Source organism: Filimonas effusa (genome assembly GCF_004118675.1).
GTDB lineage: Bacteria > Bacteroidota > Bacteroidia > Chitinophagales > Chitinophagaceae > Filimonas > Filimonas effusa.
This window is the reverse complement of record NZ_SDHZ01000004.1, coordinates 351655-364661: the sequence shown is the minus strand read 5'-3', so window position 1 is coordinate 364661 and position 13007 is coordinate 351655. Positions and strand designations below refer to the sequence as shown.

Here is a 13007-nt window from a genome sequence, read left to right as displayed (position 1 = left end):
TTTTTATTATACCTAATATTAAAACTTATGCATTATGCCACAATCTAAATCAGCAAAAACAACAACGAAGAAAAGAACAGCCAGTATGTCTAAAACAGCAAACGCAGGCGCTGGCGCCAATGATTCTATGCTGAAAGAGTTTTTTGAAGACTCTCTGAAGGATATTTATTGGGCAGAGAAACACATCGTAAAAACTTTGCCTAAAATGAAAAAGGCAGCTTCTTCCGAAGAGCTGAAACAGGCATTTGACTTGCACACCGAACAAAGTAAAGAGCACGTAGCCAGGCTGGAACAGGTTTTTGGTTACCTCGAAAAAGCGCCACGTGGTAAAAAATGCGAAGCCATAGAAGGTATTACCAAAGAAGGCGAAAGCATTATCGAAGAAACCGAAGAGGGTACTTCAACCCGTGACGTAGGTCTTATCATGGCCGCTCAAAAAGTAGAGCACTACGAGATCGCAACCTATGGCGGGTTGGCACAACTGGCCGAAACACTTGGCCTGACAGAATGCGCTGAGCTCTTGCGTCAAACGCTCGAAGAAGAAAAAGAAACCGATACACAGCTTACAGATATTGCAGAAAGCAGTATCAATTACGAAGCCGCCGAAGAAATGGCGTAGTATTGAAAAAAATAATGGCAGCGGAATCGCTGCCATTATTTTTTTATGAATAAAGGATCACTCCTCCTATTTGCTTTCCACCTGGTAGTAGAAATAGATGGTCAGCGCAATTGTCAAAGCCAGGAAAACCAGGTAGAAGATAAAGACCACTTTATAAATATTGGCATAGTAAGCATATTTATGTGACAGATCTTCCACATCTGTGGTTGCAGTAATGCCATGTGTTTCACGATAAAGTTGCAGGTGACCATTATAGGCCTCCGTAAACCTGGGATGAACCTGGTCCGGGGGATACCTGGCAGAAATTTCTGTTAACAGATCGTAAGCATACACAAGCTCCTGCTGCAATTCGGGATGCAGATCGGCCAAAGTATTGAACTCGGCAAGATCATCTTCCGTCATGTGGTGGTGTAAACGCTGCAATACGGCTCCGTTGCCAATATATTCCTGAATGTCCATGGGTACCAGCCGGCAGTGCTGGTCCACCGGTTAACGTAAAGATAACCTGTTAACTCATTACAGTCACAAATTCCTCTTTAGGCTTACGTACTTTTTTCAGGTTTACCAGCCAGTCGTTTTCCGCGTCACGGTAACCCAATGGTAACAGGGTTACACTCCTGAGGCCTTTTTTATCCAGTTCCAGCAATTTATCCAGTGAAGCAGCGTCAAAACCTTCCATAGGCGTAGCGTCAACTTTTTGCTCAGCAGCAGCGGCGATGGCCATCCCAAAGCTGATATAAGCCTGGCGCGCTGTATGCTGGAAAGCTTCCTCAGCAGGCTTTCCGGCAAAATTGGTCAGCATTTTCTGACGGTAGTCTGCCGTAGCTTCATAAGGCAGGTTCCTTTCTGCGTTTACCCTGTCGAATACTTTATTGATACGTTCAGGAGTATAGCTGTCCCAGGCAGCAAATACCAGCAGATGCGAAGTGGTTGTGATCTGGGGCTGGTTAAAAGCAATGGGCTGTATTTTTTCCAATAACGCCTTGTTTGTCACCACAATAACTTCTACAGGCTGTATACCTACAGAAGTGGGCGCCAAACGGGCGGCTTCAAGAATATAGTCTACTTTTTCCTGGGCTACAGGTTGCCCGTTCATCTTTTTGGTAGCATAGCGCCACTGGAGGTCGTTAAGGATACTCATAAATTTTCAGATATTGATGCAAAGCTATGCGTATATGCTATACTTTTGTAACCACTATACTATAGTATAGCAGATTATTCAAAAGAATTTAACATTATCATATGACGTCCTGTAAAGACGGAGAGAAAGATCATAAGCAATGTATGAACATACTATTGCCGGTGAGAGACGCACTGGATGTGATCAATGGCAAATGGAAACTACAGATCATCATTGCCATCAACAACGGCAATAAACGCTTTAAAGATATAGAACGCCAGATCCCGGGTATCACCGCCCGCATGTTAAGTAAAGAACTGAAAGACCTGGAAAGCCATCAGCTTATTAAAAGAACCGTATACGATACATTGCCGGTTTCGGTAGAGTACACCCCTACCCCGCACGCCGCCACCTTAATGCCCCTGATAGAAGCCCTCAAAGAATGGGGAACCCTCCACAGGAAAAAGATCCTGAAGGATAAAGCCTAGCGTGGCAGATCACAGCTATTATGTTTCGTGTTTTTATAAAACTATTACTTCTTTATGGATTTTGAATTATTGGCGGCACAGCTTAGAAAACCCGAAGGTGAACAGGGAAAAACAGTAGCGGAAAATATGAATAGCACTAATAGGGCTATCAACCTGCATACCATACAGCTCCTGCAACTGAAGGCCTATGACAACGTATTGGAAGTAGGAATGGGCAACGGTTTCTTCTGTAAAGATGTACTGGCACGCCATGATAGTATTACCTATACCGGCTGCGACTTTTCCGACCTGATGATCACCGAGGCCCTCGCCCTAAACCAGGGTTATGTTGCCGATAAACGGGCGCATTTTGTTGGCGGCGATATCAATCATCTTCCCTTCGAGGATAACAGTTTCAGCAAGTGCTTTACAGTAAATACGATTTATTTCTGGGAACAGCCGGAGCAGGCTTTGGCAGAGGTGTACCGCGTACTCGAACCAGGTGGTGTAGCGATCATTTCGTTGCGCACAAAAGAAAGTATGTTACAGCTGCCTTTTGTGGCCTATGGCTTCCGGCTATGGGAAGAAGATGAATTATTACCGGTACTGGGTGATGCAGGCTTTGCCTCTATCCGTATGGTACATGAGCCCGATCCCGTATTCCATATGGGGGAGCAGGAAATACAACTTCACTCGTTATATGTTATATGCAGAAAATAAAAAATACAGATAAATGAAAGACAGTAAACTATTCTCTCCTTATACCATCGGAAATATTACACTGAAGAACAGGATCGTTATGTCGCCTATGTGTATGTATTCCGTTACGGCACAGGATGGCAAGCTCAATAACTGGCATTACACGCACTATACCAGCCGTGCAGTGGGACAGGCAGGACTGATCATTGTTGAAGCAAGCGCCGTTACACCCGGAGGCCGTATCTCGTACGAAGATGCAGGCATATGGGACGATGCGCATATCACCAACCTTACACATCTTACCACACTGGTACACGAGCAGGGTGCACATATAGGTATCCAGCTGGCACACGCCGGCCGTAAAGCCCAGCTGAATGAAACGCCGGTGGCCCCCAGCGCAGTAGCATTTGAAGGCATGAAAGAACCTGCTGCCCTAACAGTAGCAGAAATAGGAGAAATCGTAAAAGCTTTTGGTGCAGGCGCCCGCCGCGCAAAAGCAGCAGGCTTCGATGTTATCGAGATCCATGGCGCCCATGGTTATCTCATCAATGAGTTCCTGTCGCCACTCACCAATTTCCGCGACGATAATTATGGCGGCAGCAAAGAAAACCGCTACCGTTTCCTCGAAGAGATCATTACAGCTATCCGTGCCGAATGGGATGGTCCGCTGTTTTGCCGCATCTCGGCCAACGAATATGCCGAAGGCGGCAGTACCATTGAAGATATGGTGTACTATGCACAAAGAATGAAAGCCCAGGGTATTGATCTTATCGACTGCAGTTCAGGTGGCGTAGCTCCCGCAGCTATTCACGCCTATCCCGGTTACCAGGTACGTGCAGCCGATATCATCCGCAAGGAAGCCGCTATCGCCACAGGCGCTGTTGGCCTTATCACCAACGGCTTCCAGGCCGAAGAGATCCTCGCCAATGAACGCGCAGATCTTGTATTCATAGCAAGGGCATTCTTACGTGACCCTTATTGGCCAAGAACGGCCGCCTACGAACTGGGTGTTACCATTACACCGCCACAGCAATACGTACGCGGCTGGAGGCAGGCATAAGTTCAGCATGAATACACGACGACGAAAAAGCTATCCGGGTAATGAGACCTACTGTCTTTTCCCGGATAGCTTTTTCGTGCTATGAACGGTGTATCACTTATTCTAATCCAAACACCTGGTGCTGCTCAGGGATCACTACATCCGCGAAACCCTTTTTTATAAGGCGGCGCTGAAACTCCTGCTGCACATCGTATTCACCATGTACCAGGAATAACCGCTTTACATCGCGCGGATGCTGGCAGGCCAGGAACTGGCAAAGATCGTCGTAGTCGCCATGTGCACTCATACTGTGCATGGTGCCTACCTCGGCCTTTACATCATAGAAGTCGCCAAAAATGCGTACCGATTTACGTCCTGCCATAAGATGACCACCCAGCGAATTGGGCTCACAATAACCCACCAATAGAATAGTATTCTTTTTATCGCCGATATTATTCAGGATATGATGTTTCACCCTTCCTGCATCGGCCATGCCGCTGGCCGAAATAATGATACAGGGCTGCGGACGTTCATTCAGCTGTTTACTTTCATCAACTGTTTTAATGAACTGCATACCCTCGAAATCAAACGGATCTTCATCTATCTTCAGCACCTTCTGAATACGGCTGTTGAAGGTTTCCGGGTGGCTTTTCACCACTTCGGTTGCTTCGCGGCTCAGTGGACTGTCAACATAAACAGGCACATGCGGAAGTCTTCTTTCGAGACTTAGCTGGTTCAGGAAATAAAGTAACTCCTGCGTGCGTCCTACACTGAAGGCAGGTATGATAAGTTTTCCCTTTTTCTCCACGCATGTTTTCTCTATCCAGCCCAGCAGCTGGTCGGGTGTATTGAATACGTCTTCATGCAAACTGCTGCCGTAGGTACTTTCAAGAATAATATAATCGGCCTGGGGAAATACCTCGGGAGAGCGGAGAATAACATCACGGTAACGGCCTACGTCGCCGCTGAAGCTAAGTTGTGTGAGCTTCCCGTTTTCGGTAACACGCACATGAACGGCAGCGCTGCCTATGATATGACCAGCATCGGTATAACATACTTCAAGACCGGGCGCTATCGTTTTCCATTCGCCATAACGCACCATGTTGAACAAGGGCAACGCCATAGCCACATCGGCTTCTGTGTATAAAGGTTCTATTGGCGGCAGATGTTGCTTAGCCCTTCTTTTATTGATGAACTTGGTATCGTCGCGCTGGATATCTGCGGAGTCTTCCAGCAGAATAGCAGCGAGGTCTTTGGTAGGCGGGGTACAATAGATCTTTCCCCTGAAGCCCTCCTTTACCAGTTTTGGAATAAGCCCGCAATGATCGATATGCGCATGCGATAAAAGCAGGTAATCGATCTCATGGGGATCGAAACCAAAATCGGAATTCAATGACTCTGTTTCTTTTCCCATCCCCTGGAACATGCCACAATCCAACAATACCCTGGTTCCGTTATCAAGCGTGAGCAGGTGCTTTGAACCGGTTACAGTTCTTGCCGCTCCGTGAAAAGCAATTTTCATACGACTGATACTTTACTGTTTACAATATTAAAATGTCCGTTCTGCCGGATCAACTGTTACTTGTTTACGACTCCTGTTTCGCCGCAAATATGCCACACATCTTCAGTTTATCCAGGCTACCGTTACCACCACCATGGCAGTAGCTGCCGGCGATGCTGGCGCTATTCGCACACCTGGCACCCTACTGCTTATCTATGGCAACGATACAAACTACCGCATTCTTCTTACCCGCCGCTGCCGTCAATTGAATCGTTCCTTCAGGTGTATTGGCAAACCTGGTATTCTCAATGACTTCATCACCTGCTGCCTGCTCCACTGCTTTTCCAAAACCAAGGCTGCGCCTGTTATTCACCTGGTCGTTCAGCTGGAAAACATTCAGCGGCTCTTTGCTAACGACAACAGCTATTTCATCGCGGTTGCCCACTTCATCGGCCATCATGCTCATGCCCCTTGGAAACAAACGATAGCCGGTGATGCCGCAATAAGGTGAGAACTTTGTTTTGCCTTTGTCCTGCGGCGAAGGATAGGGGAACAACACATAACTGCTGCCATCGGTTTCCTTACCCAACACATAGATATAACACTCGGTATTGTTCTTTACTTCCATTTTAAAGGTAGTACCCCTGGCAAGCGGCGATACCGTATTGAAATTGTTACCGGCGCCAACACGCAGCGGGATATATTGTTTTGTCTTCGCTTCTACAAGACCTATAAAACATTCCAGCGGCTTTTCTTCGGCAGCTGCCCCTCTTTTGGGCATCCGGTTTAAACCATAGGCCTCTCTTACAAAACGTTTGAAGTCGTTATACTTGATCCAGGCAATACCATTTTGTCCCCACTCAGGCCCCCAGCTGTTCATGATCTGGAAAGCGCCGCCTTCTTTTCTGTCGTCATAGCCAATTACACACATGGCGTGACCACCAAATCCCATCTGCATATAGTCGTCGTCATTGGGATGCCAGATCTCTTTGCCTTTCATCTGCTGCATAAAGCTGCCGCCTACCATCATGCCAATTACTACGGGTACATCTTTAGAGAGATGTTCCTTGATGGCATGCAGGTCAAGTACATTCAGCCTGTCGCCTTCGGTGAGGCGTGTAAAGCCCAGCATACGGTAGTTGTGGGCTTCCTGCTTCAACTGTTCGGAAGGCTGGCGCGAACAGTCATTTTCATCATAGGGAAACTCGTTATAGGGTACAGCGCCCACCTGGGTCATGTTTTCCATGGCCCGGATAATATAACTGCCCTGGCAGCCGCCAAGGCCTATCTGGTTATACATGAAAGAAGGGCTGAAAGCCACCCTGTTGGGATCGGTACCTGTACTTGCAGCTTCCAGGATGGAACGGGCTGCATAGGCACTGCTCCAGGCCACACAACTGCCCTGCTGCCCCTGGTCTTTGCGCTCGGGGGCAAACTTCAGCAGGGAGATCATTTCAGGCAGGTCGCTCTTCGAAGCATCCAGGCCTTCATAGATCTGGGCTTTATCAAACTGTTTGGGATCGAACACGCCACCCGTACCAAACTGCGCCAGCTGCTCCTGGGTAGAAGGGCTTTGGCTATAGTTACAACCATTGCGCAGCATAAAGAAACCACCGGCGGCAAGCAGCACCAGCAGCAATGCAGGACGACGTATTACCAGCCCCAGCAGCAACGGCAGCAACTGAAACAAACCACCGCCTCCACCGCCACCGGGAAACCGGGAACCTCCTCCCCTGTCGTCATTGGAATTATCCGACTGATCGTCCGGATCATCCACCATTCGAATGGGCATACTTTTTCTTTCAAACGTACATGAAATTTTCCGTTCGCAACGCTCACCCAAACAAGGAACGAAAAATTCCATGACAGCTTTCGCCAACTATAAAAGGCATTATTCATAAGAGAAATATAAACAACGGACAAATGGGAAAAGGTAGGCGGAACAAATAAAAACATCTGGTTTAATTTCCTTATTTTCAGTCTATAATATATTAGGACACGTATGAAAGCTACCTTCCTCTTTGCGCTCACCTTTGTGTGTTTTATATTCTGCGCCTGTACAAACAAGAAGCAACTTGTAAAAGTAAACCCTGCCTTCAGCCAGTATATCAATGCGTATAGCGCTGGTGTGGTTTCGAAAAAGAGCACCATCCGCATTCAATTGGCCGCGGATGCCGCTACTACGCATACGCTTAACGAAAATATAAAGGAAGCGCTGTTCAGCTTCTCCCCTGCAGTAGAAGGCAATGCTTACTGGACCGATGCACGTACCATTGAATTTAAACCGGCAAAAGAACTGAAACCCGATGAATTGTATGAAGTGAATTTCAGGCTCGATAAGGTCATGAAAGTACCCGGCGATTACAAAGAGTTTAAGTTTAATATCCAGACGATAAAACCTGCATTTGAAGTACAGGAAAATGGTTTGCGCGCCCTCAATAAAACAGAGATGAGCTTCAGCGGGCAGATCATCACCGCCGATGTGGAAGAAGGCGCCAAAGTGGAAAAGATGCTCCAGGTTGCCGTAAATGGCAGCGCCGCTAAGATCACCTGGCAACATAACGATCCCAATAAAACGCATGGCTTTGTTATTACCCCCATCAACCGCAGTAACAACGCCGGCAATCTTTCGCTGCAATGGGACGGCAGCGCCATCAACGCCCGGCAAAAAGACAGCAAGGATATCGCCATTCCTGCCATCGGCGATTTCAAGGTGCTTGACATTAAAGCGGTGCAGGCCGAAGAGCAATATGCACTGGTACAGTTCAGCGATATGCTTGCCATAGGACAAACACTCGATGGCCTCATCAACATCAGCAACCAGGAAGAATTGAGTTATACTATATTGGGCAGCGAAGTGAAGGTGTATTCCTCCGGCAAACTCGACGGCGATTATACCGTAGCGGTGCACCCCGGCATACGCAATCAGTGGGAAGAAAAATTAGAGACAGCTTTTTCCGCCAATGTTTTCTTTGAAAACAGGCTTCCCTCCGTTAAAATTTATGGCCGCGGCGAGATCCTGCCCAACAGCACCGGCAAACTGGTTTTGCCTTTCGATGCCATTAACCTGAAGGCAGTAGACGTTTCCATTATAAAGATCTATGAGAACAATATACTTCAATTCCTGCAACGCAACAATCTCGATGGCGAGCAGGAACTACGCCGTGTAGCCAAACCGCTGGTACAGGCTACTATTAAACTCGACAACGATCCGTCATTGAACCTGCATCGTAAAAACCGCTTCTCGCTCGACATAGATAAATATGTAAAAACCGAACCCGGCGCTATCTACCGCGTGTTCATAGGCTTTAAGCCCGAATACTCGCTGTATACCTGCCAGCAGGTTACGGATGACAAAAAAGAGAACAATGAAGAAGAGGACTACGATTATTACTATGGCGACGATGAAAATAATGTAGATGAAGACGATGCCTTCTGGCGCCGTTACGATACCTATTATCCTTATGGTTATAACTGGGAACAACGCGACAATCCCTGCTCCCGCAGTTACTTCAACAAAGAACGTTTTGCCAGCCGCAATATCCTGGCCACCAATATTGGCTTAACAGCCAAACGCAATAACAACAGCCTGTTTGTTGCCGTAAACAACATCCTCAGCACCGATCCCATGGGCGAGGTAGAACTGAAGGTGCTCGATTTCCAGCAACAGGTGATAGGCTCCGGCACTACCGACAAAGACGGGTTGGCGCTGCTGCCCATTACACGCAGGCCTTTCCTGCTCATAGCTAAAAAAGGAGAAGAAAAAAGCTATCTCAAATTAGACGAAGGCAACACACTTCCGCTGAGCAGGTTCGATGTCGACGGTGCTGAAGTAAAAAATGGCATCAAAGGATTCATCTTCGGAGAGCGTGGTGTATGGCGCCCCGGCGACAGCTTGTTCCTGAGCTGCATTATACAGGACAAAGACCACCAGTTACCCGATGGACATCCTGTTGAAATGGAACTGGTATCGCCACGCGGACAACTTTACAAACGGATGGTACAACCCAATGCCGGCGATGGTTTCAATGTATTTAAAACCGCAACCGATGTTGACGCCCCTACCGGCAACTGGCTTTGTAAGGTAAAACTTGGCGGCGCTACTTTCGAGAAAAGACTGAAGATTGAAACGGTGATGCCCAACCGCCTGAAAATAGACCTCGACTTCGGCGGCATCGAGGCGTTGGGTAAAAATGCAAATGTAAACGCCACACTCAGCGCCCGCTGGTTATTTGGCGCCACTGCCGAAAACCTGAAAGCACGCGTAGACGCACAGCTGTATAAGAAACCCACCAGTTTTCCCAAGTTCAAAGACTATGTATTCGATAACCCTACCAGCTCTTTTACCACGCAAAGCAAAACCATTTTCGATGGTGCTTTAAGTGCAGAAGGAAAGGCCGCCATCAACCCCGCCTTTGAAAGCGGCGAGCAGGCGCCCGGCCAGTTGCTGGCCAACCTGGTGGTGAAAGTATTTGAGCCAGGCGGTAACTTCAGTATCGATAATGTTGCCATGCCTTTTAACCCTTATGCTTCTTATGCAGGCATACGCATTCCTGAAGGCGATAAAACCTGGGGTTACCTGCAAACAGGCAAAACACACCGGCTCGATATCGCCGATGTTGATACCAGGGGTAATGCCATGCCAGGCACCAGCACGCTTAAAATAGAATTGTATAAAATTCAATGGCGCTGGTGGTGGGATCATTCCGGCGGCGACCTTACCAACTTTACACAAGACAGTTATAACAAGCTGGTAAAAGAAGAAACCATTGCCATTACCAATGGTAAAGGCGGTTACGACATCAAGATCGGCGCTGAGAACTGGGGCCGTTACCTGGTACTGGTTCGTGATTTACGCAGCGGGCATACGACGGGTAAAACCTTCTATGCCGATGACTATGGCTGGCAAAGCAGGGGCGATAATTCCAATGCCTCGGCAGCAGCAATGTTATCGTTTACGGCAGACAAAGAAAAATACCAGGCGGGCGATAAAATTACGCTCACCATTCCAAGCAGTGCCGGCGGACGTGCGCTCATCAGCATTGAAAACGGCAGCAAAGTATTAAAGACGCATTGGGTAAAAACGGAAAAGGGACAAACCCATTTCTCCTTCACCGCGGAGAAGGAAATGGCGCCTAATATTTACGCCAACGTGAGCCTGTTGCAACCACATGCTCAAACCGTCAACGACCGCCCTATCCGTATGTATGGCGTATTACCCATTACCATAGAAGATAAGAACACCTACCTGAAACCGGTTATAAAGATGGCTGATGTTATCAGGCCGGAGCAGCCGGTGAATATCACCGTATCGGAAGCAAACGGCAAAAAGATGAGTTATGTTATCGCCATCGTCGACGAAGGGCTGCTCGATCTTACCCGTTTTAAAACGCCTGATCCGCATAGTGCCTTCTTCGCCAAAGAAGCGCTGGGTGTGAAAAGCTGGGATTTGTATGATGAAGTGATAGGCGCATGGGGCGGACAGCTGGAAAGGATCTTGACCATAGGTGGCGACGGCGAAGGGGAGCTGGCTTCCAAAACAAGAAGAGCCAACCGCTTCAAGCCGGTAGTGCAATTCCTCGGCCCCTTCTCCGGCAGCGGCAAAACACACCAGTTTAAACTGCCATCGTATATGGGTAGCGTAAGAGCTATGGTCATTGCTGCGGGCGACCCGGGCAAAGGCCTTGCCTATGGCATGGCCGAGAAAAGCGTTACGGTGAAAAAGCCGCTGATGTTATTGGCAACCCTGCCACGGGTGCTTGGCCCGCTTGAAGAGGTTAAAATACCCGTTACTGTTTTCGCAACAGAAAACCATATCAGGAATGTTAACTTAAGCATTAAGAGCAATCCGTTCATTGAAGCCAGCGGCACACAAACGGTAAGCTTCGCAGGAACAGGAGAACGCCAGGTGTACTTCAATGCAAGGGTAAAAGCAAATACAGGTATCGGCAATTTCACCATTACCGCGTCGAGTGGTAACGAGCAAACCGTTTATGAAACAGAGATCGATATCCGCAATGCCAACCCCTATACCACACAGGTAACTGAAGGTACGGTACAGTCTGGTCAGAACTGGAACAACACCGTCGCTATTATCGGCGCCGGCAATACTTCCAAAGCCGTTGTTGAAGTATCGAGCCTTCCTGCCATGAACCTGCAAAAGCGGTTAAGTTACCTGGTAAACTATCCGCACGGTTGTGTGGAACAAACGACCTCATCGGCATTCCCGCAACTGGTGTTGGGACAATTACTGGAATTGAATGAAACGCAAAAACGCGATATAGACAGGCATGTAAAAGTTGCCATCCAGAAGCTGCAGAATTTCCAGGCGCCTGATGGCGGCTTCAGCTACTGGCCGGGTTATGGCAACAGCGATGAATGGGGTACCAACTATGCAGGTCATTTCCTGCTCGAAGCGCAGGCCAGGGGATATAATGTACCCAGCCAGCTCCTGCAGCAATGGAGAAGTTATGAGCGCAGCAAAGCAGCCGGGTGGAATGTTACTTCTGCCGCCTGGTATGGCACCGATCTTACACAGGCTTACCGCCTGTACCTGCTGGCATTGGCCAAAGCACCGGAAACAGGGGCCATGAACCGCTTAAAAGAATTCAAGTTCCTGACGCCGGAAGCCAAATGGCGGCTCGCAGCAGCTTATCACCTTGCAGGACAAACAAAGGTGGCGTTACAACTCATCTCCGGTTTACCGGTGAGTTTCCCGGCAAGAACAACACCAGGCGCTACTTTCGGCAGCAGCCTGCGCGACCAGGCGATGGTACTGGAAACCTTAACGCAAATGGGACGTAAGGGAGAAGCCGACCAGCTTGTTCGCCAGATAGCTTCACAGCTATCACAGGAAACCTGGTACAGCACGCAAACAACTGCTTACTCCCTTATCGCCATCGCGAAGTACAGCGGCGCCAATTCCAATGGACAAAAAATAAAAGCAACCATCAGCATCAACGGCAAGTCCACCACTATCAACAGCAACAGCCCGGTAACGCAAACTGCTGTCAACTGGCAAAACGGGAAAGGACAAGTGCAGTTAAGCAACAAGGGGAATAATGTATTATACGTGCGTGTGATTAACCAGGGACAACCGCTGGCAACCACTCCGGTACCTGTAAATAATAACCCCGCCGTATTACAGGTGAATGTAAGCTACCTCACCAGCAGCGGCCAGTCCATTGATCCAACAGCCATCAAACAGGGAACAGACTTTGTTGCCAAAGTAACTGTTACGAACCCTGGCCAGCGTGGCATGTACAGCAACATGGCGTTAGCACAGATCTTCCCCAGTGGATGGGAAATATTGAATACCCGCCTCTATAACAGCGAAGGCAGTTATAAATCGTCCCCTTCGTCTTATATGGATATCCGTGATGACAGGGTATATCATTATTTCGATCTTCGCCAGGGCGAATCGGTGACTTATTATGTACAGCTGAACGCGGCTTATCCCGGTAAATACTACTGGCCTGGCGTATATTGCGAAGCTATGTACGACTACACGTTAAGTGGCGGCGTAGAAGGCAAGTGGGTAACGGTAACTGAATAATGTATAA

9 protein-coding genes are annotated in these 13007 nt (G+C 48.2%); 5 read left to right on the top strand and 4 right to left on the bottom strand.

Features of this window, described 5'->3' with window-relative positions; genetic code table 11:
• Positions 1-34 precede the first annotated feature (34 nt).
• Positions 35-619: a YciE/YciF ferroxidase family protein gene (locus ESB13_RS21165; protein WP_129005692.1), complete on the top strand. Its 585-nt coding sequence runs from the start codon at positions 35-37 to the stop codon at positions 617-619.
• 66 nt (positions 620-685) lie between these two features.
• On the opposite strand, the gene ESB13_RS21160 is transcribed toward ESB13_RS21165, so the two are convergent.
• Together ESB13_RS21160 and ESB13_RS21155 are read right to left on the bottom strand one after the other, a co-directional pair.
• Positions 686-1078 (bottom strand): hypothetical protein, encoded by a 393-nt coding sequence (locus ESB13_RS21160; RefSeq protein WP_129005691.1) that lies wholly within the window; start codon positions 1076-1078, stop codon positions 686-688.
• Positions 1079-1127: 49 nt separating this feature from the next.
• Positions 1128-1760, bottom strand: a complete 633-nt coding sequence (locus ESB13_RS21155; RefSeq protein ID WP_129005690.1) for an NAD(P)H-dependent oxidoreductase — start codon at positions 1758-1760, stop codon at positions 1128-1130.
• A gap of 101 nt (positions 1761-1861) precedes the next feature.
• On the opposite strand from ESB13_RS21155, the gene ESB13_RS21150 reads away from it, so the two are divergent.
• The 3 genes from ESB13_RS21150 to namA are packed head-to-tail and all read left to right on the top strand — an operon-like array spanning position 1862 to position 3965.
• The gene (locus tag ESB13_RS21150; RefSeq protein WP_220399734.1) at positions 1862-2227 is read left to right on the top strand and encodes a winged helix-turn-helix transcriptional regulator; all 366 of its coding nucleotides are present in this window, start codon (positions 1862-1864) and stop codon (positions 2225-2227) included.
• A gap of 54 nt (positions 2228-2281) precedes the next feature.
• Entirely contained in the window at positions 2282-2926 is a 645-nt protein-coding gene (locus ESB13_RS21145; RefSeq protein WP_129005689.1) for a class I SAM-dependent methyltransferase, read from the top strand.
• Positions 2927-2939: 13 nt separating this feature from the next.
• Positions 2940-3965, top strand: coding sequence for an NADPH dehydrogenase NamA (gene namA / locus ESB13_RS21140; RefSeq protein ID WP_129005688.1), 1026 nt, complete (start codon positions 2940-2942; stop codon positions 3963-3965).
• Positions 3966-4062: 97 nt separating this feature from the next.
• Here namA and ESB13_RS21135 read toward each other — a convergent pair whose 3' ends face one another.
• Positions 4063-5466 (bottom strand): MBL fold metallo-hydrolase RNA specificity domain-containing protein, encoded by a 1404-nt coding sequence (locus ESB13_RS21135; protein WP_129005687.1) that lies wholly within the window; start codon positions 5464-5466, stop codon positions 4063-4065.
• Between the two features lie 181 nt (positions 5467-5647).
• Positions 5648-7237 (bottom strand): C1 family peptidase, encoded by a 1590-nt coding sequence (locus ESB13_RS21130; RefSeq protein ID WP_246022644.1) that lies wholly within the window; start codon positions 7235-7237, stop codon positions 5648-5650.
• 210 nt (positions 7238-7447) lie between these two features.
• Between ESB13_RS21130 and ESB13_RS21125 the strand changes: the two genes are divergently transcribed.
• A complete protein-coding gene (locus ESB13_RS21125) occupies positions 7448-13000 on the top strand; it encodes an alpha-2-macroglobulin family protein (RefSeq protein ID WP_129005686.1) in 5553 nt (1850 codons plus the stop codon).
• Positions 13001-13007 lie beyond the last annotated feature (7 nt).

Bases quoted from the DNA above. Each gene is read 5' to 3' on its own strand.
- ESB13_RS21165 (WP_129005692.1), top strand. From the start codon at position 35: ATGCCACAATCTAAATCAGCAAAAACAACAACGAAGAAAAGAACAGCC.
- ESB13_RS21160 (WP_129005691.1), bottom strand. From the start codon at position 1,078: ATGGACATTCAGGAATATATTGGCAACGGAGCCGTATTGCAGCGTTTA.
- ESB13_RS21155 (WP_129005690.1), bottom strand. From the start codon at position 1,760: ATGAGTATCCTTAACGACCTCCAGTGGCGCTATGCTACCAAAAAGATG.
- ESB13_RS21150 (WP_220399734.1), top strand. From the start codon at position 1,862: ATGACGTCCTGTAAAGACGGAGAGAAAGATCATAAGCAATGTATGAAC.
- ESB13_RS21145 (WP_129005689.1), top strand. From the start codon at position 2,282: ATGGATTTTGAATTATTGGCGGCACAGCTTAGAAAACCCGAAGGTGAA.
- namA (WP_129005688.1), top strand. From the start codon at position 2,940: ATGAAAGACAGTAAACTATTCTCTCCTTATACCATCGGAAATATTACA.
- ESB13_RS21135 (WP_129005687.1), bottom strand. From the start codon at position 5,466: ATGAAAATTGCTTTTCACGGAGCGGCAAGAACTGTAACCGGTTCAAAG.
- ESB13_RS21130 (WP_246022644.1), bottom strand. From the start codon at position 7,237: ATGCCCATTCGAATGGTGGATGATCCGGACGATCAGTCGGATAATTCC.
- ESB13_RS21125 (WP_129005686.1), top strand. From the start codon at position 7,448: ATGAAAGCTACCTTCCTCTTTGCGCTCACCTTTGTGTGTTTTATATTC.